This is a genomic window from Thiomonas sp. OC7 (genome assembly GCF_900634595.1).
In the GTDB taxonomy this organism is placed as follows: domain Bacteria; phylum Pseudomonadota; class Gammaproteobacteria; order Burkholderiales; family Burkholderiaceae_C; genus Thiomonas; species Thiomonas arsenitoxydans.
Map to the genome: position 1 here is coordinate 1536179 of NZ_LR131953.1, position 24706 is coordinate 1560884.

The 24706-nt window shown below is 64.7% G+C and carries 28 protein-coding genes; 9 read left to right on the plus strand and 19 right to left on the minus strand.

The window, feature by feature from the left end; genetic code table 11:
* Position 1 precedes the first annotated feature (1 nt).
* Genes ttcA through BIO17B3_RS07410 form a run of 3 tightly spaced genes read right to left on the minus strand, consistent with a single transcriptional unit; the run spans position 2 to position 2224 of the window.
* The gene (ttcA, locus tag BIO17B3_RS07400) at positions 2-1006 is read right to left on the minus strand and encodes a tRNA 2-thiocytidine(32) synthetase TtcA (protein WP_156053620.1); all 1005 of its coding nucleotides are present in this window, start codon (positions 1004-1006) and stop codon (positions 2-4) included.
* Complete coding sequence (locus BIO17B3_RS07405) at positions 1003-1404, minus strand: dihydroneopterin aldolase (RefSeq protein WP_013107245.1); 402 nt, start codon at positions 1402-1404, stop codon at positions 1003-1005. The genes ttcA and BIO17B3_RS07405 overlap by 4 nt, the downstream gene beginning before the upstream one ends.
* Before the next feature lie 16 nt (positions 1405-1420).
* Positions 1421-2224, minus strand: a complete 804-nt coding sequence (locus tag BIO17B3_RS07410; protein ID WP_156053621.1) for an SDR family oxidoreductase — start codon at positions 2222-2224, stop codon at positions 1421-1423.
* An 18-nt stretch (positions 2225-2242) separates the two neighbouring features.
* Between BIO17B3_RS07410 and BIO17B3_RS07415 the strand changes: the two genes are divergently transcribed.
* Both BIO17B3_RS07415 and BIO17B3_RS07420 read left to right on the plus strand, forming a co-directional pair.
* Positions 2243-3475 carry a class I SAM-dependent methyltransferase gene (locus BIO17B3_RS07415; RefSeq protein ID WP_156053622.1) on the plus strand — a complete coding sequence of 411 codons (1233 nt, stop codon included), beginning with the start codon at positions 2243-2245 and terminating at the stop codon, positions 3473-3475.
* Between the two features lie 8 nt (positions 3476-3483).
* Positions 3484-3675: a DUF2905 domain-containing protein gene (locus BIO17B3_RS07420; protein WP_156053623.1), complete on the plus strand. Its 192-nt coding sequence runs from the start codon at positions 3484-3486 to the stop codon at positions 3673-3675.
* Here the strand turns inward: BIO17B3_RS07420 and BIO17B3_RS07425 are convergent.
* Complete coding sequence (locus BIO17B3_RS07425; RefSeq protein ID WP_232054213.1) at positions 3656-4864, minus strand: MFS transporter; 1209 nt, start codon at positions 4862-4864, stop codon at positions 3656-3658. The two genes, BIO17B3_RS07420 and BIO17B3_RS07425, sit on opposite strands and share 20 nt — an antisense overlap.
* Positions 4865-4981: 117 nt before the next feature.
* Between BIO17B3_RS07425 and BIO17B3_RS07430 the strand changes: the two genes are divergently transcribed.
* On the plus strand, positions 4982-5923 hold the full coding sequence (locus BIO17B3_RS07430; RefSeq protein WP_156053625.1) for a LysR substrate-binding domain-containing protein: 942 nt from the start codon (positions 4982-4984) through the stop codon (positions 5921-5923).
* Here BIO17B3_RS07430 and BIO17B3_RS07435 read toward each other — a convergent pair.
* The 8 genes from BIO17B3_RS07435 to BIO17B3_RS07470 form a co-directional block, all read right to left on the minus strand.
* Positions 5841-6755 (minus strand): DUF3014 domain-containing protein, encoded by a 915-nt coding sequence (locus tag BIO17B3_RS07435; protein WP_156053626.1) that lies wholly within the window; start codon positions 6753-6755, stop codon positions 5841-5843. The genes BIO17B3_RS07430 and BIO17B3_RS07435 overlap by 83 nt on opposite strands.
* An 81-nt stretch (positions 6756-6836) precedes the next feature.
* Positions 6837-8144, minus strand: a complete 1308-nt coding sequence (locus BIO17B3_RS07440) for a glycerate kinase (protein WP_156053627.1) — start codon at positions 8142-8144, stop codon at positions 6837-6839.
* Positions 8145-8165: 21 nt separating this feature from the next.
* Positions 8166-9095: a 2-hydroxy-3-oxopropionate reductase gene (locus tag BIO17B3_RS07445; RefSeq protein ID WP_370512644.1), complete on the minus strand. Its 930-nt coding sequence runs from the start codon at positions 9093-9095 to the stop codon at positions 8166-8168.
* Positions 9092-9865 carry a hydroxypyruvate isomerase gene (gene hyi / locus BIO17B3_RS07450; RefSeq protein ID WP_156053628.1) on the minus strand — a complete coding sequence of 258 codons (774 nt, stop codon included), beginning with the start codon at positions 9863-9865 and terminating at the stop codon, positions 9092-9094. The genes BIO17B3_RS07445 and hyi overlap by 4 nt, the downstream gene beginning before the upstream one ends.
* A gap of 3 nt (positions 9866-9868) precedes the next feature.
* Positions 9869-11623 (minus strand): glyoxylate carboligase, encoded by a 1755-nt coding sequence (gene gcl / locus BIO17B3_RS07455; protein ID WP_156053629.1) that lies wholly within the window; start codon positions 11621-11623, stop codon positions 9869-9871.
* A 127-nt stretch (positions 11624-11750) separates the two neighbouring features.
* Positions 11751-12200 carry a phosphate-starvation-inducible PsiE family protein gene (locus BIO17B3_RS07460; protein ID WP_156053630.1) on the minus strand — a complete coding sequence of 150 codons (450 nt, stop codon included), beginning with the start codon at positions 12198-12200 and terminating at the stop codon, positions 11751-11753.
* Positions 12201-12242: 42 nt separating this feature from the next.
* Positions 12243-12434, minus strand: coding sequence for a 4-oxalocrotonate tautomerase (locus tag BIO17B3_RS07465; protein ID WP_013107261.1), 192 nt, complete (start codon positions 12432-12434; stop codon positions 12243-12245).
* A 34-nt stretch (positions 12435-12468) separates the two neighbouring features.
* Positions 12469-13599 (minus strand): 3-deoxy-7-phosphoheptulonate synthase, encoded by a 1131-nt coding sequence (locus tag BIO17B3_RS07470; RefSeq protein ID WP_013124310.1) that lies wholly within the window; start codon positions 13597-13599, stop codon positions 12469-12471.
* Between the two features lie 469 nt (positions 13600-14068).
* On the opposite strand from BIO17B3_RS07470, the gene BIO17B3_RS07475 reads away from it, so the two are divergent.
* The 6 genes from BIO17B3_RS07475 (at position 14069) to rarD (ending at position 20637) form a co-directional block, all read left to right on the plus strand.
* Positions 14069-15307, plus strand: a complete 1239-nt coding sequence (locus BIO17B3_RS07475) for an efflux RND transporter periplasmic adaptor subunit (RefSeq protein ID WP_013124311.1) — start codon at positions 14069-14071, stop codon at positions 15305-15307.
* Positions 15308-15327: 20 nt separating this feature from the next.
* A complete protein-coding gene (locus BIO17B3_RS07480; RefSeq protein ID WP_156053631.1) occupies positions 15328-16530 on the plus strand; it encodes an ABC transporter permease in 1203 nt (400 codons plus the stop codon).
* Positions 16531-16538: 8 nt separating this feature from the next.
* Complete coding sequence (locus BIO17B3_RS07485; protein ID WP_156053632.1) at positions 16539-17267, plus strand: ABC transporter ATP-binding protein; 729 nt, start codon at positions 16539-16541, stop codon at positions 17265-17267.
* A gap of 38 nt (positions 17268-17305) precedes the next feature.
* Positions 17306-18445, plus strand: a complete 1140-nt coding sequence (locus tag BIO17B3_RS07490) for a carbohydrate porin (protein WP_156053633.1) — start codon at positions 17306-17308, stop codon at positions 18443-18445.
* A gap of 60 nt (positions 18446-18505) precedes the next feature.
* Entirely contained in the window at positions 18506-19597 is a 1092-nt protein-coding gene (gene ychF / locus BIO17B3_RS07495) for a redox-regulated ATPase YchF (RefSeq protein WP_156053634.1), read from the plus strand.
* 116 nt (positions 19598-19713) lie between these two features.
* On the plus strand, positions 19714-20637 hold the full coding sequence (rarD, locus tag BIO17B3_RS07500) for an EamA family transporter RarD (protein ID WP_156053635.1): 924 nt from the start codon (positions 19714-19716) through the stop codon (positions 20635-20637).
* Positions 20638-20667: 30 nt separating this feature from the next.
* Here rarD and BIO17B3_RS07505 read toward each other — a convergent pair whose 3' ends face one another.
* The 7 genes from BIO17B3_RS07505 to rpsS form a co-directional block, all read right to left on the minus strand.
* The gene (locus tag BIO17B3_RS07505) at positions 20668-21981 is read right to left on the minus strand and encodes a Glu/Leu/Phe/Val dehydrogenase (RefSeq protein ID WP_156053636.1); all 1314 of its coding nucleotides are present in this window, start codon (positions 21979-21981) and stop codon (positions 20668-20670) included.
* A 333-nt stretch (positions 21982-22314) separates the two neighbouring features.
* Positions 22315-22581 carry a 30S ribosomal protein S17 gene (gene rpsQ / locus BIO17B3_RS07510; protein ID WP_013107270.1) on the minus strand — a complete coding sequence of 89 codons (267 nt, stop codon included), beginning with the start codon at positions 22579-22581 and terminating at the stop codon, positions 22315-22317.
* Between the two features lie 3 nt (positions 22582-22584).
* Positions 22585-22791 (minus strand): 50S ribosomal protein L29, encoded by a 207-nt coding sequence (gene rpmC / locus BIO17B3_RS07515; protein ID WP_013107271.1) that lies wholly within the window; start codon positions 22789-22791, stop codon positions 22585-22587.
* A 10-nt stretch (positions 22792-22801) separates the two neighbouring features.
* The gene (gene rplP / locus BIO17B3_RS07520; RefSeq protein WP_013107272.1) at positions 22802-23218 is read right to left on the minus strand and encodes a 50S ribosomal protein L16; all 417 of its coding nucleotides are present in this window, start codon (positions 23216-23218) and stop codon (positions 22802-22804) included.
* Positions 23219-23242: 24 nt separating this feature from the next.
* Positions 23243-24079, minus strand: coding sequence for a 30S ribosomal protein S3 (rpsC, locus tag BIO17B3_RS07525; RefSeq protein WP_156053637.1), 837 nt, complete (start codon positions 24077-24079; stop codon positions 23243-23245).
* A 9-nt stretch (positions 24080-24088) separates the two neighbouring features.
* Positions 24089-24418, minus strand: coding sequence for a 50S ribosomal protein L22 (gene rplV / locus BIO17B3_RS07530; protein ID WP_013107274.1), 330 nt, complete (start codon positions 24416-24418; stop codon positions 24089-24091).
* Positions 24419-24427: 9 nt separating this feature from the next.
* Positions 24428-24703 (minus strand): 30S ribosomal protein S19, encoded by a 276-nt coding sequence (rpsS, locus tag BIO17B3_RS07535; RefSeq protein WP_013107275.1) that lies wholly within the window; start codon positions 24701-24703, stop codon positions 24428-24430.
* Between the last annotated feature and the right edge of the window lie 3 nt (positions 24704-24706).

The window sequence follows — 24706 nt, forward strand, 5'->3', positions numbered from 1 at the left end:
TTCAAAACCATTGGACGGATTGTGCGCGCGGGAGTTCGCCTGCGCCGCTGCAAGGTTCCGCGTCGAAGGCGATGTCGCCCATCGGGTCGGGCACGCCCGTGGCCCGCAAGCTCGCGAAGTCGAACAAGCTACGGTCGGCCAGATGCGAAGGCACTACCTGCGTGAGCGCGTTGAACATGGTCTGCGTGCGGCCCGGCGTCTCGCGCTCCCATTGCCGCAGCATGGCCTTGACCTGTTTGCGCTGCGCATTCTCCTGGCTGCCGCACAAAGTGCAGGGAATGAGCGGAAAGGCGCGCAACTCGGCCCAGCGCTCCAGATCGGCCTCTTCCACATAGGCCAGCGGGCGGATGACCACATGACGGCCGTCGTCACTCACCAGCTTGGGCGGCATGCCCTTGAGCTTGCCGCCGAAGAACAGATTGAGGAAAAAGGTTTCGAGAATATCGTCCCGGTGGTGGCCGAGGGCGATCTTGGTCGCCCCCAGCTCGCCCGCCACGCGGTAGAGAATGCCGCGTCGCAGCCGCGAGCACAATCCGCAGGTGGTCTTGCCCTCGGGGATGATGGACTTGACGATGGAATAGGTGTCCTGCTCCTCGATGTGAAAGGGCACGCCGCGGCTCTTGAGATAGTCGGGCAGCACCTCTTGCGGGAAGCCGGGCTGCTTCTGGTCGAGGTTGACGGCCACTAGATCGAAGTCGATCGGCGCGCGTTCGCGCAGGCTCAGCAGAATGTCGAGCAGGGCGTAGCTGTCTTTGCCGCCGGACAGGCAGACCATCACCTTGTCGCCCTGCTCGATCATGTTGAAGTCCACCACCGCCTGCCCGATCAGGCGGTGCAGGCGCTTGGAGAGCTTGTTGTTCTCGAACAAGGCCTTGTGGGCGGCACGATAAGTGGCTGCGGCCTGCGGCGACTCGGCTGAGGTGTCAGACGAGACCCCCCTCCTCGCTTCGCTCGACTCCCCGGGGGAGTTGAGCGCTCCTTCGGAACGGCCGTGTGGCGCGCTCATGGCTGCAAATCCTTCACATGGAACACCTCCACGCCCACGCTCTCGCAATCGGGATAGACGTCGGGCTTTTCGGTCGACACCCGCACGGCCTTCACCCGCGGATGTTCGAGCATGATGCGCGCCACGTCGTCGCACAGGGTTTCCTGCAGATGGATGTGGCCGCGCGCGATACGCGCGGCGATCACGCTGCGCATGAAGTCGTAATCGACCACTTCGTCGAGCTTGTCCTGCTGCGGGGTGGACATGGCCAGCGGAATGAACAGATCGACATTGATGAGCACACGCTGCTCGCCCCGCTTCTCGAACTCGTGCACACCGATATTGATGTTGACTTCGTAGTTCTGCAAAAACAGGCGGCGGCAAGCGCGCAGGGCGGGGTGCGACAGGGCACTGAACATGGTGAGATTCCTTGAATTAACGGGGCGCCAGATCGCGTGCGGCAAACAGCACATCGCGCCCGGTGCCCGCGAGATGCTGGCCGCCATCGACCAGCAGGGTGGCGCCGGTCATGGCGCGGGCCTGCAGCGCGAAATGCACAGCCTGCGCCACGTCTTGCGGCGTGCTGCCACGCTGCAGCGGGGTGCGGCTATGCACGCGGGTGAATTCATCGTCGGTCATCGGGCCGGAAGGCAGCATCAGGCCAGGCGCCACGCCCACCACTCGCAGCACGGGCGCCAGCGCTTGCGCCAGCGCCACGGTAGCGGCCTGCAGCGCCGCTTTCGACAGGGTGTAGGAGAGATAGTCCGGATCGGGATTGGCGAGCTTCTGATCGAGCAAATTGACCACACAGCCCTGCGCGCCGCGCGCGCTCAACTGCGCGTGCAGCGCCTGCGCCAGCAGCACCGGGGCGATGGTGTTGACTTGGTAGTGACGCTGCGCCGCTTCCACGCTGAAGTGCTGCGCGTCGTCGAACTCGAACAGCGCGGCATTGTTCACCACCGCGTCCACCCGGCCCAAGGCTGCGACAGCCTGCGGCAACAGGTCTCGCGCGGCGGCGGGGTCGAACAGGTCGGCGCCGACGGCAGCGGCTTGCGCCCCCAGCGCCCGCGCCTCGGCACAAACCGCGTCGGCCGCCGGTTTTGAGCGGTGATAGTGCACCGCGACATCCCAGCCTTGTGCGGCAAGATGCAAGGCGATTTCCCGCCCCAGCCGGTGCGCGCCGCCGGTCACCAGCACCTTGGGTCGGGTAACGGGAAGGGTTGTGGCGTCGGGCGGCATGCTTTCTAGAATGTCTTGATGAACGAACAGTCGGCAAGTCTACCGGCGCCCGCCCCGATGGCGCTGGAGCGCAGCGCGCAACTCCTGGCGCAAATCAGGGCTGCTCTGCATGCGGGCGGGGGATGGTTGCCGTTCGATGCCTATATGCAACAGGCGCTCTACGCCCCGGGCCTGGGGTACTACACCGGGCAGGCCGGGCAGTTTGGCGACTTCGGCAGCGACAGCGACTTTGTCACCGCGCCCGAACTGTCCCCGCTGTTCGGCCGCACCCTGGCCGCTCAGGTGGCGCAAGTGCTGCAGCAGGGCGATCTGCACACCGTGGTGGAATTCGGCGCGGGCTCGGGCCGACTCGCCGCGCAGATACTGGGCGAACTCGATCATCTGGGCTGCGCGCCGCGGCACTACGCCATTGTCGAAGTCTCCGGCGCGCTCAAGCACCGCCAGATGCAAACGCTGCGCAGCGCCGTGCCCCATCTGTTCGACCGCGTGCAGTGGTGGACGGCCTTGCCCGAGACGTTCGAGGCCGTGGTCATCGGCAACGAAGTGCTCGATGCCATGCCGGTGAAACTACTGCACAGACACGAAAGCGGCTGGATGGAACGCGGCGTGGCGCAAGAGGGCGACGATCTGGTCTTTGCCGACCGCGCCACCGCCCTGCTGCCCCCCACCCCCGAAGCGCACGCCCTACCCATCGGCACCGTGACCGAAATCCACCCGCAGGCCCTGGCCTTCGTGCGTACCCTGGCCGACCGGCTTGCGCGCGGCGCGGCGCTGTTCATCGACTACGGCTTTCCGCAACGCGAGTACTACCACCCGCAGCGCCACATGGGCACGCTACAGGCGCACTACCGCCACCGCGTGCTCGACGACGTGCTGCTGTGGCCGGGGCTGGCCGACATCACCTCGCACATCGACTTCACCGCCATCGCCCTGGCCGCACAAGACGCCGGGCTCGATGTGCTGGGCTACACCAGCCAGGCCAGTTTTTTGATGAACTGCGGCCTGCTCGATCTCGTGGCCGCCGAACTGGCCGCCGGGCCGCCGCCCGTCGCTCCGAGCAGCGCCGCCGCGCTATGCGCGGCCACCGCCGCGCCCGGCGGCTCGCACTATCTGCGGCAGACCGCCGCCGTCAACAAACTGTTGAACGAGAGCGAAATGGGCGAACTGTTCAAAGTCATCGCCCTAGGCCGCGGGGTGGACGCGCACGCCATGCGCGGCTTTGCGCGCGGCGACCGCACCCATACGCTGTAGAGCCGACCATGCGCTGGCTGATCGTTTTCATTCTCGCGTCCATCGTGTTTTCGGCGATGCTGCCGCATTTGCGCCGCTTCGGCATCGGCCGCATGCCGCTGGACTTCACCGTCAAACTGTTCGGCCGGGAATGGCTATTTCCCTTCGGCTCCAGCATCCTGCTGTCTTTCCTCGCCTACGTCATCGCGCGGCTGGTGTAGCCCAAATCCGCCAAGCCGCAACACCGATGGCCAGTTGAGCAATCAGCACCAGCGCCACACACCCGGCCCAGCCCGCGTGCGCCCACACCCAGGCCGGGCCGAAAGCGCCCACGCTGCCGCCCACGTAGTAGCACAGCACATACAGCCCAACGGCGGCTGACCGCGCTTGGCCCGCGAGCGCGGGCACCTGCGCCGTGGCCATCGACTGCGCGATGAACACGCCGCCGGAACTCAGCGTCAGCCCCAGCACGATGGCCCACACCGGACTGAGCAGGGTCAGCAACATGCCCCCGCTGCCCAGCGCCACCGCCGCAACGAACACCCGCCGCTTGCCAAATTTCCACGCCAGCTTGCCCGCCAGCGGCGTGGCCACCATGCCCACCAGATACACGGTGAACAGCAGGCTCAGATCCTTGAGGTCAAAGCCATAGGGCGGCGCAGCCAGATGAAAACTCACATAAGTGAATGTGCAGACCTGCGAGAACAGAATGCCAAAGCCGATGGCGTAGGTGCCGAGCAGTTTGGGGTTGCGCAGATGCAAAGCGAAGCCGGACAGCGCGGCGCGCACCCCGCCGCGGCTTGCCGCAAACCGGCGCGATGCGGGCAAGCCGCGCGCAATCAACAGCAGGAACAGCAGATTGATGACACCCAGGACGACGAAGGCCGCCTGCCAGCCCGCGTGCGCGGTGACCATGCCCGCGATGAAGCGTCCGCTGAAGCCCCCGGCCACTGAGCCCGAGATGTAGAGCGCGGTCACCGCCGGAATTTCGGAGGGCGGCCATTCCTCGCTGATATAGGCCACCGTCGCGGTGAACACGCCGGGAATGCACAAACCTTCGATCGCCCGCCACACCAGCAGGCCGTGCAGCGAGGTGGCCGTGGCCGCCAGCAGGGTAGACAACCCCAGCCCCGCAAGCGAGACCAGCAGCACCCGCTTGCGGCCGAAGCGGTCTGCCGCGATGCCTGAAAACGGCGCCGCCACCGCGACCGCCAGAGTGGTGAAGGTGATGGTGAGGCTGAGCTCGGCCACGCTGGCGTGGAACACCGACTGCAGGCTGGGCAGCAGCCCCTGCGTGAGGTACATGGTGAAAAACGCGCACATGCCCGCCGCCGTCACCGCGGCGCGGCGCAGCCACTCGGGCGGGCCGGCGGCATCCTGAAGCGATGGGGACAAAGCGGTGGTGGACATGGGCGGGATGATTCGGGGGCGAGACGGCGAGGCCAGCTCGCCCCGCCTCATCACAGCTTAAATCCGCCTGTTTGATAGGTGAAATATCATTTTCTAAAACTTTGATCTGTTTTCGATATGGACTTGCGCCATCTGCGCTACTTCGTCGCCGTGGCCGAAGAGCGCCACTTCACCCGAGCCGCGCAGCGCCTGCACGTCTCGCAACCGCCGCTGAGCCAGCAGATCCAGGCGCTGGAAGCCGAGCTCGGCGTGCCCTTGTTCACCCGTGGGCGCGGCGGAGTGCAGCGCACGGCCGCCGGCGACGCCCTGCTGCCGCTGGCGCGCAGCATTCTCGACGCGGTGGAACACGCCGTTGCGCAGACCCGGCAGGTCGGCCGCGGCGAGACCGGCAGGCTGGCGGTGGGCTTTGCCGGCTCGATGCCCTTCACCGATGTGATGCCCCGGCTGCTGCGCGACTTTCGCGCCGCCTGGCCGCAGGTCGCGCTCGATCTGCGCGAGCAGCCTTCGCAATCGCAGATCGACGACCTGCTCGCGCACCGCCTCGATCTGGGTTTCATCCGCACCACGCAATTGATGCACGACCCCCGCCTGTCCACCCTGGTGGTGCAGCGCGAGCCCTTGTTGGCCGCTCTCCATGCCGACCATCCCCTGGCAGCGCGGGCCAGTCTGCGCCTGAACGATCTGCGCGATCAACCCTTTGTAATTTACAGCGCCAGCCTGGGCGCAGGTCTGCGGCAACAGACGCTGGCGCTGTGCGCCCAGGCGGGTTTTAGCCCGCACATCGCGCAAGAAGTGCACGAGATGCCCACCCTCATCGGGCTGATCTCGGCCGGATTGGGCGTGGGCATCGTCGCTGCGTCGATGCAGCGCGCCCAGTTGCCCTGGGTCGCCTACCGGCCGCTGGCCGATGTGCAGGCCAGCACCGAGGTGCTCTTGGTGTGGCGGCGCGATGACCCGCAGCCGCCGCTGCGCAACTTCATTGCGCAGGCGAAGGCGCTGTTGCCGCAGGCTGCATCTGCGCCCGCAAATCCTGACGGAACTGACGCAGCCAGTCCTTGACCGCGCGCTCGTTTTCCAGCCCCATGCGCATGAGGATTTTCTGCCCCGCCGGGGCGGCTTCGAGCGCCGGGTCGGCATAGGTGTAGAGCACCTTGGGCTGGCGCAACAGCACCGCACCCTGCGGCTCGGGTGCCTGCAGCAGATTGGCGATCACGGCCAGCAGGCGGTCGTTGAAAGCGCTTTTGGGATGCCCCAGCTCGCGCCACGCCTGCTCGCACAGCGGGTAGAGCTGCACATAAAGCTGCGCGGCGCGCTGCGGTGAGATGGCGGTGAGCATCTGCACATAAGGCGCATAGCGGCGGGCATTGTCCGGCGCGATGGCCAGATCGACCCCCTGCCCCGTGGTGCGCAGCACGCCGGGGACGGGATGCACCGGCCAGACCTGCTGCGGCACGGTCTGCCGGGTCAGGTTGTCCACCGTGGCGACGAAGTGCAGGATGAGATGGCGCGGCACCAGCCAGGCCAGCCCAGGCTTGCCGAGCAAGGCGCCGAGCTCTTGCAGCACCGTCGCATCGCTGTGGTGCAAGGCGGGCAGCGAGGCCGTGCTGGCGGGCAGTTGCAGCGGCGCTGATGCCACCGGGGCCACCGAGGCCGCAGGCTGGGGCGCACTGCTGGGCGCGGCGGCCGCGCTGCTTGTCTTTGCGGGGGCGGAGGCTGCCGTGGGTACAGCGGCCGTATGGCCCATCCAGGCCTGCGTCCACTGTTGCAGACGCCCGCGGTTGGCATAGCCCAGCACGGCCAGCGCCACGATCAACAACACGGCCACCAACCAGCCCACGCGGCGTGGCGGCGGTGGACGCAAGGGATCGTTGGACGGGGCAGACTGCGGCATGGCGACCTCCGGAGAACATGTCGCCTCAGTATGCCAGCATGCGCTGTAAACAGGTTTTACCGCGGGGCTTTTACGAAGGAATCAAAGCACCAGCACGGCGCGGAAATCGTTGACGTTGGTGTAAGTCGGCCCTGGCACCAGCAGGTCGCCGGTGGCGGCGAACAGGGTGTAGGCGTCGTGGCCGTCGAGCACGGCGCGGGGGCTCAGCCCGGCGGCGCGGGCGCGGGTGAGGGTGTCGGGCGTGATCCAGGCGCCGGCGTTGTCTTCGCTGCCGTCGATGCCGTCGGTGTCTCCGGCCAGCGCCCAGACGCCCGCCTCGCCGTCGAGGGCCAGCGCCAGGGCGAGCAGAAACTCGGTGCCGCGCCCGCCCTTGCCGGGCGTGCTGCCTTTGGCCACGGTCACGGTCGTCTCACCGCCGGAGAGGATGACGCAGGGCTTGGCGAAAGGCGTGCCGTGACGCGCCACGCTGCGGGCCAGCGCCGCATGCGCCAGCGCGATGTCGCGCGATTCGCCTTCCATGTCGTCGGCCAGGATGTGCGCGGGCAGACCCGCCTGCGCGCAAGCCTCTGCCACGGCTTGCAGCATTTGCCGCGGGGTGGCGATGAGTTCGACGCGGTTGCCGCTGAACACGGGGTCGCCCGGCTTGGGCGTCTCCAGCGCGCCGCTCAGCAGCCCGGCGCGGATGCTCGCGGGAATGTCGATGCCGTAACGCTCGATGATTTCCAGCGCCTGCGCGCAGGTGGTGGGATCGGGCACGGTGGGGCCGCTGGCGATGGTGGCGGGATCGTCGCCGGGCACATCAGAAATCAGCAGCGTGAGCACCTGAGCGGGGGCGCAGGCGGCGGCGAGCCGTCCGCCCTTGATGGCCGAGAGGTGCTTGCGCACGCAGTTCATTTCGCCAATGGTGGCACCGCTCATCAGCAGTTCGCGGTTGATGCGCTGTTTGTCGGCCAGGCTCAGCCCCTCGGCGGGCAGAGGCAGCAGCGCCGAGCCGCCGCCGGAGATGAGGCAGACGACGAGATCATCGGCGGTGAGACCGCGGGTGAGCGCCAGCATGCGCCGCGCGGCCGCTTCCCCTGCGGCGTCGGGCACGGGGTGCGCCGTTTCGACCAGTTCGATGCGGCCCGGCTTGCCGCGCAGCGCCGGCGGCACATACCCGTAGCGCGTCGCGACGAGCCCGGAAATCGGCGCGTCCTGCGGCCACAGCGCATCCAGCGCCTCGACCATGGCGCCGCTGGCCTTGCCCGCGCCGATCACCAGGGTGCGGCCCTTGGGCGGCGGCGGCAGAAACGGCGCCATGATGCTGCGCGGCTGCGCGCGGGCCACGGCCACGTCGAACAGGGCACGCAGAAACGCGACGGGCTGGGCGGAGGCGCTGGGCAGGGTCATGGGGCAGTCGCTGCAGTCGTCTCAGGCGTCCGGCGCAATGGTGTGGTGGCTCATCAGCTCGACGGCGCGGCACAGCGCGGAGTGATCGAGCCCGTCCATGCCATTGGCGGCGCAGGCCGACATGAGTTGCTGCGCCACAGCCGTGTTGGGCAGCGCCACGCCGAGTTGCTTCGCACCCGACAGCGCCAGGTTCAGATCTTTCTGGTGCAGGTTGATGCGAAAGCCCGGCTGGAAAGTGCGCTTGACCATGCGCTCGCCGTGCACTTCGAGAATGCGCGACGCCGCAAAGCCGCCCATCAGCGCCTGACGCACCTTGGCCGGATCGGCCCCGGCCTTGCTGGCGAACAGCAGCGCCTCGGCCACGGCCTGGATGTTGAGCGCGACGATGATCTGGTTGGCCACCTTGCAGGTCTGCCCGTCGCCATTGCCGCCGACCAGAGTGATGTTCTTGCCCATGAGTTTGAACAGGGGCTCGACCTTGTCGAACACCTCCTGCTTGCCGCCCACCATGATGGTCAGGCTCGCGGCCTTGGCGCCCACTTCGCCGCCGGAAACCGGCGCATCGAGATACTCGCAGCCCAGCGCGTTGATTCTGCGGGCAAAGTCCTTGGTTTCCACCGGGCCGATGGAGCTCATGTCCACCACGATCTTGCCCGGCGTCAGTCCCTGGGCCACGCCATCGTCGGCGAACAGCACCTTCTGCACATCGGGCGTGTCGGGCACCATGGTGAAAATGATGTCGGCCTTTTGCGCCACTTCGGCATTGCTGGCGCAAGGCTTCGCGCCCGCGTCGAGCAGGGCTTGCGGCACTTTGCTGCGGGTGTGGACGTACAGCGTATGCCCGCCCGCCAGCAGATGGCCCGCCATGGGCGTGCCCATGATGCCCAGTCCGATGAATCCCAGTGTTGCCATGTCGATCTCCGTTTTGTTGTGAACGTGTGTCTGTTTTATAGCGCGGCCAGCCAGCCCAGCCCAGCGGTCGTGGTGGTCTTGGGCTTGTATTCGCAGCCGATGTGGCCGGTGTAGCCGATACGGTCGAGGTGCTGGAACAGGAAGGCGTAGTTGATCTCGCCGGTGCCCGGCTCGTTGCGCCCGGGGTTGTCGGCCAGCTGGATGTGAGCGATGCGCGGTAGGTGCTTTTGCATCGTCGCGGCCAGCTCGCCTTCCATGCGCTGCATGTGATAGATGTCGTACTGCAGGAACAGGTTGTCGCTGCCCACCTCGTCCATCAGGGCCAGCGCCTGCGCCGTGCCTTGCAGGTAAAAACCGGGAATGTCGAAGGTGTTGATCGGCTCGATCAGCAGACGGATGCCGTGGGCGCCAAGTTGCGCCGCGGCGTAACGCAGGTTCTCGACGAAGGTGGCGCGCAGCACGGCAGGGTCGGCGCCCGCCGGGGCCTTGCCCGCCAGACAGTTGACTTGGGTGACGCCCAGCGCAGTCGCGTATTCGATGGCCTTGCCCACGCCCTCGCGAAATTCATCCACCCGGTCGGGCAGGCAGGCGATGCCGCGCTCGCCCGCATCCCAGTCGCCCGCGGGCAGGTTGTGCAGCACGATCTGCACCCCGGCTGCCAGCGCGGCGTTGCGCACCTGCTGCGCGGTGTGGGCGTAGGGAAAGAGAAATTCCACCGCCTTGAAACCGGCTTTGGCGGCGGCTTCAAAACGGTCGATGAAAGGCTCTTCGGTGAAGAGCATGGTGAGGTTGGCGGCAAATTGGGGCATGGTTCAGGCCTCTGCAGGAACGAGATCAATCACAGGATCGAATTCGGTGATGGCGTCGATTTCACCACCCATGGAGATATTGGTCACGCGCTCCAGAATGATCTCGACCACCACGGGCACGGCAAACTCCTTCATCAACTGCCGCGCCTGCGCCAGCGCGGGCTGAATCTGGTTGGGGTCGAACACGCGTATGGCCTTGCAGCCCAGCCCTTCGGTCACCTTGACGAAGTCGATACCGTAACCGCTGACTTCGGGCGAGTTGACGTTGTCGAACGAGAGCTGCACGCAAAAGTCCATGTCGAACTGGCGCTGGCCCTGGCGAATGAGGCCGAGGTAGGAGTTGTTGACCACGATGTGGATGTAGGGCAGCTTGAACTGCGCGCCCACTGCCAGCTCCTCGATGAGAAACTGGAAGTCGTAGTCGCCGGAAATGGCCACCACATCCGCGGTCGGATCGGCCACGCGCACGCCCAGCGCAGCGGGCATGGTCCAGCCCAGCGGGCCCGCCTGGCCGGCGTTGATCCAGTGGCGCGGCTTTTCCACCTTGAGCAACTGCGCCGCGGCGATTTGCGACAGCCCGATGGTGGTGACATAGCGCGTGTTGGCGTCGAAAAACTCGACCATCTCCTTGTAAACGCGGTGGGGCTTGATGGGAATCTGGTCGTAGTCCCACTTGCGCAACAGGGTCTGCACGCGCTCGCGGCAGGCGTTCGCCCAGGCGCTGCGGTCTTTGAGCTTGCCCGCCGCCTTGCGCTCGCGCGCCACGGCAATGAACAGTTCGAGCGCCGCCTTGGCATCGGAGGTGATGCCGTAATCGGGCATGAACACCCGGCCGATCTGCGTGGGCTCGATGTCCACATGCAGAATCTTGCGGCCCTTGGCATACACCTCGGGCGAGCCGGTGTGGCGGTTGGCCCAGCGGTTGCCGATGCCCAGCACCAGGTCGGAAGCCAGCAAGTTGGCGTTGCCGCCACGGTGCGAGGTTTGCAGACCGACCATGCCCGCCATGAGCGGGTGGCTGTCGCCAATCGCGCCCCAGCCCATCAGCGTAGGAATCACCGGCACGCCGGTCAACTCGGCGAACTGCACCAGCAGATCGGTGGCATCGGCATTGATCACGCCGCCGCCCGCGACGATCAGCGGGCGCTCGGACGCTTCGAGCATGTCCAGCGCCTTTTCAATCTGCGCCTTGGTCGCCGTGGGCTTGTACACCGCCAGCGGCGCGTAGGTGTCGGGATCGAATTCGATTTCGGCGAGCTGAACGTCCAGCGGCAGATCGATCAGCACCGGCCCCGGACGGCCCGAGCGCATCACATGGAACGCCTGCTGAAACACTTGCGGCACCAGCGCGGGCTCGCGCACGGTGACCGCCCACTTGCACACCGGCTTGGCGATGGACTCGATGTCCACCGCCTGAAAGTCTTCCTTGTACAGCCGCGCGCGCGGGGCCTGGCCGGTGATGCACAGAATGGGAATGGAGTCGGCAATGGCCGAATACAACCCGGTGATCATGTCGGTACCCGCCGGGCCGGAAGTGCCGATGCATACGCCGATATGGCCCGGCGCGGTGCGGGTGTAGCCCTCAGCCATATGCGACGCCGCCTCGACATGGCGCGCCAGCACATGCGCGATGTGGCCGTTTTTGCGCAGCGCGGAATACAGCGGGTTGATCGCCGCACCCGGCACACCGAAGGCCTGATGCACGCCTTCTTTTTCGAGCACTAAAACTGCGGCATCCACCGCGCGCATTCTGGCCATTATTCCCTCTCCTCGTTGGGGCGCCCGGCGAACGATGCGGGGCATTTCAGGCCGTGAGTCTATTGATGAGATAGCAGGAAGTGAATGGAATAAGAAAGCGAAAGATTCAGTACTTTTCGATAGGCAATCAACTTCCGGAGTCTGCTTCCTGCTCAACCGGCATCACCCGGCGCACCAGAAAGTAAGTGATGCCCACCGCCACGACCGCTGCGGTAATCAGGCCGTAAGTCCAGGCCCAGTTCCGCAACTGCCCCTGGCTCTCGACCGGAATGATGATGAGCTGACGCAACAGGGTGATGAGCGCTGCCTCGATGAACACCAGCACCGAAAAATTGCCGGTGCGCATGTAGCGGATTTCGGCGGAAATCAGCGAAGACAGCACCCAGAGGATGAACAGATTGCCCAGCGCATGCAAAAACCCCTGCGCCACCGCCCCGGAGCGCACGGTCTGCACCACGTCCTGCCCGAACTGCCAGATCAGCAGCAGGCTGGCCACGAGAAGCACCACGGCCATGAACACATGAAGCAGCTTGTTGGCCTGCTCCATCAGCGACTCGAACCCCTTATAGCCCACCATGTGGCGCTCCTGTCTGGTTCACTCGCTCACTCGCTCACTCGCTCACTCGCGCGGCTCGCTCCACAGCTTGCCGCCGGTGGCCCAGTGCGCCTTGGGCACCTCGTTGAGAATGATGTCCACCGCGTCGGGCGAACACTTGAGCGTGTCCACCACGGCCTGCGTGATGGCTTCAATCAGCTGTTTTTTCACCTCGGGGCTGCGGCCCTCGAAAAGGTCGATACGGATGGCGGGCATGGGGTCTCCTACGGTTGCATGACAAAGTAAAAGCTTACTTCGCTGACTTGTGTTTGCGCCGTGCTTTGACGCCGTCGGCCAGCACCTGCATCAATTCGACCGAATCGTCCCACGGCAGGCAGGCGTCGGTGATGCTTTGGCCGTACTGCAGCTTGGACGGGTCGTCCTTGCCTGCGGTGAACTTTTGCGCCCCGCCGTGCAGATGGCTCTCGGCCATGACGCCGAAAATGCAGCGCTCTCCAGCAGCCAGTTGCGCGGCGATGTCGCGCGCTACGTCGAGCTGACGCATGTGCTGCTTGGCGCTGTTGGCGTGCGAACAGTCGATCATCAGGCGGCAGTCGAGCTTGGCCTCTTCGAGTGCGGCGCAGGCCTCGCGCACGCTGGTGGCGTCGTAGTTCGGCGTCTTGCCGCCGCGCAGAATGACGTGGGTGTCTTTATTGCCACGGGTCTGCACGATGGCCACCTGACCGTTCTTGTGCACTGACAAAAAGGAGTGCGGCCGACGCGCAGCATGAATCGCGTCGATGGCGATGCGCAGACTGCCATCAGTACCGTTCTTGAAGCCGATCGGCGCCGACAGCCCCGAAGCCAGCTCGCGGTGCACCTGGCTTTCGGTGGTGCGCGCGCCGATGGCACCCCACGAGATGAGATCGGCGATGTACTGCGGCGAAATCACGTCGAGAAATTCGCTGCCCGCAGGCACGCCCAGACGATTGATGTCGATCAGCACCTCGCGGGCGATGCGCAGGCCTTCATCGATGCGGAAACTCTCGTCCAGATACGGATCGTTGATCAACCCCTTCCAGCCCACCGTGGTGCGCGGCTTCTCGAAATACACCCGCATGACGATTTCCAGCTCGCCCGCATGTTGCTTGCGCAACACGGCCAGCCGCTGGGCGTAATCGAGCGCGGCCTTGGGGTCGTGGATCGAGCACGGGCCGATGATGAGCAACAGCCGGTCGTCCTCGCCGTGGATGATGCGATGCAGCGCATGGCGGGTATCGGCCACCAGCGCTTCCACCGGGGTATCGGCGATGGGAAAGAATCGGATGAGATGCTCGGGCGGCGGCAGGGGCACGATGTGCTTGATGCGGGCGTTGTCGGTGCGGGAGGTCTTGTCCTCCTGCGGTTTGTGCAAGGTTTCTGCGGCGGATTTGGACGGCATCGGAAGCTCTCCTGCGGGCATGGTGGGCATGGAAGCCGCTGAAAGCGCGGCGGATTCACGGACTGCGGATAGATCGAACATGGGATTTTCGCCACCCGACGGCCGAAAAAAAAACCGCCGGGCTTTGCCGGCGGTTTTCGAGGATTTGTGGGCTGCGGTATTCAGTCGCGCTTCAGCCTCTCCCTCCGCCGGTGCGGTGCGAGAAATACCAAAAACCAAAAAACAAGCGGTTTGCGGTCATGGTGAGGTGATAGCGTTCTGCGTCTAAACACTTTGATTGAAGCAGAACGGGCACTTGCTGGCAAGCGTGGGCGTTTTTTGACCTCAAAATGGTTCCGCACTTTGTCGCAGCGCAACAGCGCCTGCGGCAGCGAGCAAACCCCACAGCGCAGCACTTATCTCCTCTCTATGATGTTCAACTTTCGCCCGGACGCCACTCCGGGCGTCGAAAATCTCCGCCGTTCAACTCATGCCCGCCCCGTCCAAAACCTCCCGATTTCCCTGGCAGCGCCTGCTTTGGGTGCTGCTCGCACTGGCCATTGCGGCCGCCGTGCTGTGGTGGCGCAGCCGTCCGCCCGTCGTGCCCGGCTACAAAATCGAAACCCGCAATCTGGTGCAAAACGTGGTGGCCACCGGCTATGTGATCACCCCGTCCAGGGTGCAGGTGGCGAGCGAAATCACCGGCACCGTGGTGAAACGGCTGGTCGATCGCGGCGCGCATGTCAAGGCCGGGCAGGTGTTGCTGGAACTGCGAGCCGACCAGACCTCGGCCCAGCTCGACCAGGCGCGGGCGGCGCTGCGCCAGCTGGTTGAACAATCACGTCCGCAGGCCGCCGCCGCGCTAGCGCAGGCCAAAGTGCAGGTCGAGCAGGCTGAGCGCGACCTGAAACGCGCTCAGGGGGTGTTCGACGCGGGAGGCGGCTCGGCGCAGCAACTCGAACAGGCGCAGACCGCCCTGCGAAACGCCCGCCAGCAGCGCGACAGCGCCCAGGCGGCCTACAACGCCGTAGCGCCCGGCGGCGCACAACAGCGCGTGCTCGAAGCCGCGCTCAATGCCGCCAGCGCGGTCAACGCGCGCAATGTGGTGCGCGCCGGGGTGTCGGGCGTGGTGCTGGCGCGCAATGTGGAAGTGGGCGATACGGTCACGCCAGGGCAGACGCTTTTCACTCTGGCGATGGACGGGGCGACGGAAATCCTGCTGCCGGTCAACGAACAAAGCATTGGCAATCTGCAGATCGGGCAGCAGGCGCAGTGTGTGGCGGATGCTTACCCCGACCGCAGCTTCGCCGCGCAGGTGAGTTTTCTCGCGCCGCAGGTCGACCGCACCACGGGCACTCTGGAAGTGCGCCTGCGCGTGCCCTCCCCGCCTGCCTGGCTCAAGCAGGACATGACGGTGTCGGCCGACATCGTCACCGCGCAGCGGCGCAATACCCTGGTCGTGCCCAACGACGCGCTGCGCAGCGTGAACGGCGATCAGGCCACGGTGCTGGTGCTGCGGGGCGGCAGGGCGCAGGCGCAGCAGGTCAAGCTGGGGCTGCAAGGGCTGACGCTGACGCAGGTGGTCTCCGGCCTGTCCTCTGGCGAGTCGGTCCTGGCGGGCAATAGTGTGGCGCCGGGAGAGCGCGTGCAGTTGCAGACGCTGCCGCTGCCCAGCGCCGCTGCCAGTTCGGCGGCTTCGGGCAACGATCTGCCCATGCCGGGCCGCTGAGACCGCGAGCCGCTTCGCCCATGCGCCTGTCCTGGAATATCGCCCTGCAGTTTTTGCGCGATGGCCGCGCGCAGTCGCTGCTCATTCTCATCGGCATCGCCGTGGGCTCGGCGGTGATCGTGTTCATCACCGCCCTGGTTACCGGGTTGCAAGGCAATATCGTCAACCGCACCCTGGGCAGCCAGCCGCAGATCGTGGTGAAGGCGCCCGATCTGGTGCCGCTGACCCCGCCGCCCGCGCCCGACACCACCTATTTGTCGCGCATCGACCCGCGACCGCAGCGCCTTCGCGGCATCGACAACGCCGCCGCGGTGCTGCATGCCATCCGCGGCATGCCCGACGTGAAGGCGGCCACCCCCGTGGTATCGGGCCCGGCATTTGCCCAGCGCGGCAATGCGGTGCGCGCAGTGGCCATCCTCGGCATCGAGCCATCGAGCTATGTGCACATCATTCCCATCAATACCGACATCGTTGCCGGACAGTTTGCCGTGGGCGCGGAAAAAATCCTCATCGGCTCGCGTCTGGCCTCCGATCTCGGCCTGAGCATCGGCGACACGCTGCGCCTGACCGGTCCCTCGGGCCAGGCGCAGGCGTTCCGCGTGGCGGGCATTTTCACCATCGGCGTTCGGGACGTAGACGAGCGCCAGGTTTATCTCGGCCTGCAGCAGGCGCAAACGCTGTTGGGCTTGCCCGGCTCGACCACTGAAATCGACCTGAGCGTGCACGATCTGTTCAGCGCGCAGGCGATTGCCGCACGCATCGCCCGCACCTTCGACGTCAAGGCCGAGAGCTGGATGACCACCAACAGTCAGTTGCTCAACGCGCTGCGCTCACAGTCGCTGTCCACCAACATCATCCGCCTGTCCATCGCCCTGTCGGTGGCGCTGGGCATCGCCAGCGTGCTGGCGGTCAGCGTGGTGCAGCGCACACGCGAAATCGGCATCCTGCGCGCCATGGGCGCCACCCGGCTGCGCATGATGTCGGTGTTTCTCATCCAGGGTGGGGTGCTCGGGCTGATCGGCTCCACCATCGGCGCGCTGCTCGGGGCGAGTCTGGTGTATGTGTTCAACACCTCGGGGCCGCGATTGTTTCCGGTCACCATCAGCCCCTGGCTGGTGCCACAGGCCATGCTGATCGCCACGCTGGCGGGCATCGTCGCCGCATTCGCGCCCGCGCGGCGGGCGTCGCACCTCGATCCGGTCGAGGCCATTCGCACCGTCTGACCCCTGCGATGACCACCGCCGCCAACCCATCCCCGCCCCCTGTGCTGCGCCTTGACGGCCTGCGCAAGGCCTATGGCGTGGGCACGCCGCTCGAAGTGGAGGTGTTGCACGGCATCGACCTCAAGCTGCAGGGCGGAGAGTTTGCCGCGCTCATCGGCCCGTCCGGTTCGGGCAAGAGCACGCTGCTCAACCTCATCGGCCTGCTCGACACGCCCACCCGCGGCGAAATTCATGTGCAGGGCCGCCCCACCGTGGATTTGAACGATACCGAGCGCACTGCCCTGCGCGGCCGCTCACTGGGCTTCGTGTTCCAGTTCCACCACCTCATCAACGCCTTCAGCGTGATCGACAACGTGATGATGCCCGCGTTGCTCGGCGGTGCAAAGCCCGATGCCGCCACGCGCGAGCGCGCCCTCGAACTGCTCGACGCCGTCGGGCTGGCGATGCACGCCCACAAACGCCCGACCGAACTCTCCGGCGGCCAGCAACAGCGGGTAGCCATCGCCCGGGCGCTGATGATCCGCCCGCCCATCCTGCTGGCCGACGAGCCCACCGGCAACCTCGACTCGCGCGCCGCCGACGAGGTGTTCGCGCTGTTCCGCCGCTTCAACCAGTCTTTCGGCTGCGCGGTGCTGCTGGTGACGCACGACCCGCGCATCGCCGCACGCTGCGACCGGGTGCTGGAAATGCTCGATGGCCGATTGGTGGCGGATCGTGTCCAGACGGCTCAAGCATAATCACAAATAAGAGTTGTTCTTATTTGTGAATCTCGCTGATGAACTGTTTGCGCTTTTTTCCAGTTGTCGGGGTCGTCGCCGCCGCTGCACTCGCTCCCGTTCGGGCGCAGACCACCGACAGTGGTCTGCAGCTTGCGCCCTATACCGCCCCTATCACGCCCCCGAGCCAAACCTGGAACCAGGGTTTGAGCACGTCTTTGCACCTCGACGCGGAAACGCTGGGGGTCATCGGCGGCAAGGGCGCGCGCCAGGCTATCTCGGTGGCCGCCTTTCAAGCTGCACTCACTCTGGACACAGCGCAGGCTGGCTGGTGGCAGGGCGGCCAGTTCGACCTCATGCTCATGGGCCTGCGCAGCCATGGCAATCTGCAAACGGTGACCAACACGGTGCAGTTGCCGAGCAACCTCTGGGCGCCCAATTTCCTTCGTGTCTATCAGCTCAGCTACCGCCAGCAGTTCGGCCCGGGCTTTGTGCAGGGCGGCATCATGGACGTGAACAATACGTTCGACACCACAGGCGTGGCCGGCCATTTGCACAATGCCTCATTCGGCATCGCCCCGACGCTGACCTCCAATGCCAATATCGCCACCTACCCCAATCCCGGCCTGGGGCTGATGGGCGGGCTCGCCTTGGGCAACGGCTGGTCGGCGCAGGCGGGCGTGTGGCAGGGCGACCCTCCGGGCATGACGGGCGCACTCCATCGCGGCGCGCTGTGGATCGCCGAGGCTGATCGATCCTGGGGCGAGGCCGAACACACGCAGGGCACGCTGAAACTGGGCGCCTGGCATCTGCAGCAAAGCACTTTAGCCTACGGCCCCGATAGCGACGGCTTGTATGCGGTGAATGAATGGCGCTGGAAAGACACCGACCGACGCGATTGGGCCGCTTTCCTGCAAGGCGGCTGGAGCCCGGCGGCGTCCAATCCGGTACAGGGCTATATCGGCGCGGGCGTGCGGATTCAGGGGCTGAACGCCGCCCGCCCTGCCGACGTACTCACCTTGGGCGTCGCACAGGCGCGTTTGCAGGCGCGGCCCAGCGAAACCGTGGTCGAGGCGGTGTACTCGCTGCAACTCGCCCGCCATCTCTACCTGCAGCCCGACATCCAGCACATTCAGAACCCCGGTGGCGAATCCGGTCATCAGTGGGTTGCGGGGCTGCGGGTGCACATCGAACATTAGGCGGCCCCCTACAATCCTTGGCTTCGCGCGCGATCCTGCGCGCTCATCCATCCCCACACCATGAGCCTGAAATGCGGCATCGTGGGCTTGCCCAACGTGGGCAAGTCCACCCTCTTCAATGCGCTGACCCAAAGCGCCATACCGGCGGAAAACTATCCCTTCTGCACCATCGAGCCCAACACCGGCATTGTCGAATTGCCCGATCCGCGGCTCGATCAGCTCGCCGCTATCGTCAAGCCGCAGCGCGTCCTGCCCGCGGTGGTCGAGTTCGTCGATATCGCCGGACTCGTGGCTGGCGCGAGCCAGGGGGAGGGGCTGGGCAACCAGTTTCTGGCGCACATCCGCGAGACCGACGCCATCATCAATGTAGTGCGCTGCTTTGAAGACCCGAATGTGATTCACGTCGCCGGCCGGGTGGACCCGATCTCGGACATCGCCGTGATCCAGACCGAACTCTGCCTGGCCGATCTGGGCACGGCCGAGAAAAGTCTGCACCGTATGAACAAACAGGGGCGCTCCGGCGACAAAGATGCCAAGCGCGTTGCCGATCTGCTCGAGCGCATCATCCCCGCGCTCAACGAAGCCCGCCCGGTGCGCGCCCTGGGGCTCAGCGCCGAAGAGCTGGCCCTGATCGCTCCGCTATGCCTCATCACCGCCAAGCCGGCCATGTTCGTCGGCAACGTGATGGAGGATGGCTTCGACAACAACCCCCACCTGGACCGGCTGCGCGAGTATGCGGCCCAGGAAAACGCCCCAGTCGTGGCCATCTGCGCCAAGCTGGAGAGCGAACTCGCCGGGCTTGATGCCGAAGAAAAACAAGCGTTTCTCGCCGACCTCGGACAGGAAGAACCCGGACTGAACCGCCTCATTCGCTCTGCCTACAAACTTCTTGGGTTGCAGACTTATTTCACCGCCGGGGTGAAGGAAGTGCGGGCTTGGACCGTGCATGTCGGCGCGACCGCGCCGCAGGCCGCTGCAGTGATTCACACCGATTTCGAGCGGGGCTTCATCCGCGCCCAGACCATCGCGTTTGACGACTTCATCCGGTACAGCGGCGAGCAGGGCGCCAAAGACGCGGGCAAGATGCGGGCCGAAGGCAAGGACTACATCGTCAAGGACGGCGACGTGCTGCATTTCCTGTTCAACGTCTGAGCCTACCTTTGCTGCCGCGCCGCGCGCGCTGCAAATCCTCACGGCTGCAGCTACAGTGTGCAGCCCGGCTTGCCGATATCTGTGATCGGCAAGCCCAAAACAAACCATCCGTTCACATGAATTCCGGCGTTGTTTACGCCCTGACGGCGTACGTCATCTGGGGCCTGTTTCCGCTTTACTTCAAGGCGCTCGAACAGGTTCCCTCCCTGCAGATCCTCGCGCACCGCATGGCGTGGTCGCTGCTTTTTGTCGCTTTGCTGCTGGCGGTTCTCAAGCGCTGGTCGTGGATGCGGCTGCTGCGTGAACAGCCCGCCCTGCTCGCCCGCTTTGCGCTCAGTGCCGTACTCCTTTCGAGCAATTGGGGCATCTATATCTGGGCGGTGAACAGCAACCATGTGGTGGACGCAAGTCTGGGCTATTACATCAATCCCTTGGTCAACGTGGCGCTCGGATCGGTTCTTCTGCATGAACGTCTGCGCGGTCTGCAGTGGGTTGCTCTGGCCATTGCTGCGGCGGGCGTGACGGTCATGGCGATCGAGGTCGGCCATGTGCCTTGGATCAGTCTCAGCCTGGCGCTCACCTTCGGCAGCTACGCGCTGCTCAGAAAGACCGCGCCGCTGGGCGCCCTCGAAGGCCTCGCCGTGGAGACCGCGGTGCTATTCCCGCTGGCTGTGGCCTATCTGTTCTGGTTGAGCACCCAGGGCATGAACGCGTTCGCCTCCGCCGACCTCTCTACGCGCTGGCTGCTGGTGGCCGCAGGCCCGATCACCACCATCCCCCTGCTGCTGTTCGCTGCGGGCGCTCGCCGCATGTCGATGACCTTGCTGGGGGTTTTGCAGTACATCACCCCCACTCTGCAGCTGGCACTAGGCGTCTGGCTTTATCACGAACCCTTTGCAGCCGCAAAGATGATCGGATTCGGCCTGGTCTGGGTGGGCCTTGCCGTGTTTCTGCTGGACGGTTTACGCGCAGCCTGGGGCCGCCCGGCCACGACGCTGCCGTCATTGGATGACGGCGTCGCGGCGCGCCCCAAGCTCTGAGCGCCCAGGGCCGGGCGCTGACAGCCGACTTCAGGGATAAAGGCCGCGTTCTTCGCGCGCTTGCAGCACTCGCTCGCAAGCCACCACGAATGCGGCGGTTCTCAGGCTGATTTTCAGTTGGTCTGCGGTATCCCAGATCCGGGCCAAGGCATTGCCAAGAATTTTGTCGAGGCGGGCGTTGATGTCGTCTTCGTCCCAGAAAAAGCTCGAAAAGTCTTGCACCCATTCGAAGTACGAAACCGTCACGCCACCCGCATTGCAAATCACGTCGGGGACGACAAGAATGCCCCGGCTTGCACAGACATCGTCTGCGCCGGGCAAGGTCGGGCCGTTCGCGCCTTCGAGTATGAGCTTGGCGGTGGTTTTGCGTGCGCGCTCGGCCGTCACCTGCCCTTCGAGGGCGGCGGGAATCAACACATCACAGCGCACATCCCAGAACGCTTCATCGTCGGCTTTTTGTGCGCCCGAGAATCCGGCGACGCCGCCATGACTGCTGACATGACGCAGCAACGCGGCAACATCCAATCCTTGTTCATGAATGATCGTGCCGGTGTGATCCTGCACCGCCACGATCTTCGCGCCCGCTTGCGCGAACAACTCCGCCGCTGTACCGCCCACGTTGCCGAAGCCCTGGACGGCGATCCTCAAACTTTTCACGTCAAGGCCCAGGCGCCTGATGGCCTCACTGCCGGTCACGAACACGCCGCGCCCCGTGGCCTTGACCCGGCCGAGAGAACCTCCCAGCTGAATCGGCTTGCCGGTCACCACCCCGGTGGCGGTGGCGCCCACGTTCATGGAATAGGTGTCCATCATCCAGGCCATGATCTGACCGTTGGTGTTGACGTCGGGCGCGGGAATATCCTGCTGCGGCCCGATGATGATGCCGATTTCGCTGGTATAGCGGCGGGTCAGCCGCTCAAGCTCCTTGCGCGACAGCTCTGAAGGGGTCACCCGAATGCCCCCCTTCGCCCCGCCGTAAGGCAGGCCAACGGCGGCGTTCTTGATGGTCATCCAGGCCGACAACGCCATCACTTCTTCCAGCGTGACATTGGGGTGATAGCGAACGCCGCCTTTGCCCGGTCCGCGCGACAGGTTGTGCTGCACCCGGTAACCCTCGAAGTGCCGCACCGAACCATCGTCCATTTCGATCGGCACATCGACGATGAGCGCGCGTTTCGGACGCTTCAAGGTTTCTCCCCAACGGGCCAGGTGACCCAGATGAGGCAGTACCCGATCGACCTGGGCCAAATAGGTCAGCCAGGGGCTGTCCGGCTCGGGATGGATGTACGACAGCGTGCAAACCGGCGGTGCGGTGACCTGTTCTTTGGACTTGGGTGTTTTCATTGCGTCTCCTGTGCTGTGTTGTTGTTCAGCCGAGACCGCCTTGTCCTTGTGAGCCTTGGCGGCATCAGCCGGGGCCATCAGGGCCCTCAACACACTGTAGTCCGTCGCGCGCGTACCGTACATCCTGTGCGGGTATGCAGAGGCAAGACGTGCAAGCAATTCTGACGGCGTGAGACGATCGGAAAAAAGAACAGTGCAAAAAGCCCGTCGCCCGCCTGCTCCGCATCTTGCGGAACAAACGGGCGACGGGCCCTGATCTATTTATACAGCCACCCTCGGCGCAACAAACGCAAAAGAGGCTGAAAAACGCAAACCAGCAGAAGAGAACTGCGATCAGATCACCTGACCTTTGGTGATCAGACGACTGACTACCCACGCCTTGGTCTTGGAGATCGGACGCGATTCCGCGATCTCGACCACATCGTTCAGGTGGTACTGGCCCGACTCGTCGTGCGCGCTGTACTTCTTGGAGCGCGCAATCAACTTGCCATAGATCGGGTGCTGAATACGGCGCTCGACCAGAACGGTGACCGTCTTCTGCCGCTTGTCGCTGACCACACGGCCGACCAGCGTGCGCTGCACTTTCTTTTGTTCAGTCATGGCTTAACCCTTGGCCTTCTTTTCTTGAATCAGGGTACGGACCCGCGCAATGGCGCGCTTGGTGTTACCCAGTTGGCACGTATTCTGAAGCTGCTGCGTGCCCTTCTGCATACGCAGATTGAAGTGGGCCTTGAGCAGACTGTCGAGTTCGGTCTGCAGCGCCGGAATATCCTTGGCGCGCAGTTCGGTGAGTTGAGCGGAAGTTTTCAAATCGCTCTCCTTAGGCGCCGATCTGGCGCGTGACAAAAATGGTGCGGAACGGCAGCTTGGCAGCAGCCAGCTCGAACGCTTCGCGCGCGATGGCCTCGGGCACACCTTCGATTTCGTACAGCACGCGACCGGGCTGGACTTCCGAAACGTAATACTCCGGATTGCCCTTGCCGTTACCCATCCGCACCTCGGCGGGCTTGATGGAAATCGGTTTGTCCGGGAACACACGGATCCAGATCCGGCCGCCACGCTTGACGTGACGGGAAATCGCGCGACGTGCCGATTCGATCTGGCGAGCGGTGATGCGGCCGCGGGTGGTCGCCTTCAGGCCGAACTCACCAAAGGCCACCGTGGCGCCGCGTGTAGCCAGGCCCGTGTTGCGGCCTTTTTGCTCTTTGCGGTATTTGCGACGAGCGGGTTGTAGCATGAAATTTCTCCTTAAGCGCTATCTTTATGCGCCAGTTGCGCCACCGGATGCACCACCCGATGTACCACCCGACTGAGCCGGTTTGCGCACGCGCTTGACAGCAACGGATTTTTCGCCATCGGCAGCCGGGGCGGCACGACGTGCGCCGGACGGACGGGCTGCGCCAGGACGGCGATTGCGACGATCTTCCACGGGGGCAGCCGGCTCGGCCTTGGCCGGGACGATAGCGCCCTTGGCCGGCGTATCGCCCTTGTAAACCCACACTTTCACGCCGATGACGCCGTAGGTCGTCTTGGCTTCAGAGGTCGCGTAGTCGATATTCGCACGCAGGGTCTGCAGAGGCACGCGGCCTTCACGGTACCACTCACGCCGGGCGATCTCGATGCCATTCAGCCGGCCAGACGACATGATCTTGATACCCTGAGCGCCCATACGCATGGCATTCTGCATGGCACGTTTCATGGCGCGGCGGAACTGAATGCGCTTTTCGAGCTGCTGGGTGATGGAGTCGGCAATCAGTTGGGCATCGATTTCGGGCTTGCGCACCTCTTCGATATCCACAGCGACCGGCACGCCCAAGCGCTTGGCCAATTCGGCCTTCAGGTTTTCAATGTCCTCGCCTTTTTTGCCGATCACCACACCCGGTCGGGCGCTGTAAATGGTGATGCGGGCGTTCTTGGCCGGGCGCTCGATGAGCACGCGCGACACCGAAGCATTTTTCAAACGCTTCGCCAGGTACTCGCGCACCATGATGTCTTCGCTGAGCATCTTGGCGTACTGGGTGCTCGGCGCATACCAGCGCGAAGCCCAGCCGCGGGTGACGGCCAGACGGAAACCGGTCGGATGAATTTTCTGTCCCATATGACGTCCTCAGTTCCCGACTTGAATGTAGATATGGCAGGTGGGCTTGCTGATGCGATTGCCACGACCTTTGGCGCGCGCACTGAAGCGCTTGAGGGTTGCCCCCTCTTCTACCATGATCTGAGTCACTTTCAGTTCGTCCACATCGGCGCCATCGTTGTGCTCGGCGTTGGCGATGGCCGACTCCAGCACTTTCTTGATGATGCCCGATGCCTTCTTGGGCGAGAACTCCAGGATGTTCAAAGCGGAGTCCACTTTTTTACCGCGAATCAGATCCGCCACCAGTCGGCCTTTTTGGGCCGAGAGGCGAACGCCGCGTAGGGTTGCACGAGTTTCCATGTGTCTGCCTTACTTCTTCGCCTTTTTATCGGCGGGATGTCCTTTGAATGTCCGCGTCAGCGCGAATTCGCCAAGCTTGTGGCCCACCATCTGGTCGGACACATAGACCGGAACATGCTGCTTGCCGTTGTGCACGGCAATCGTCACGCCGATGAATTCGGGCAGGATGGTGGAACGACGCGACCAGGTCTTCACCGGGCGCTTGTCTTTGGTGCTGACAGCAGCTTCAACCTTTTTCAGCAGATGCTGGTCGCAGAACGGACCTTTTTTGAGTGAGCGAGCCATGTG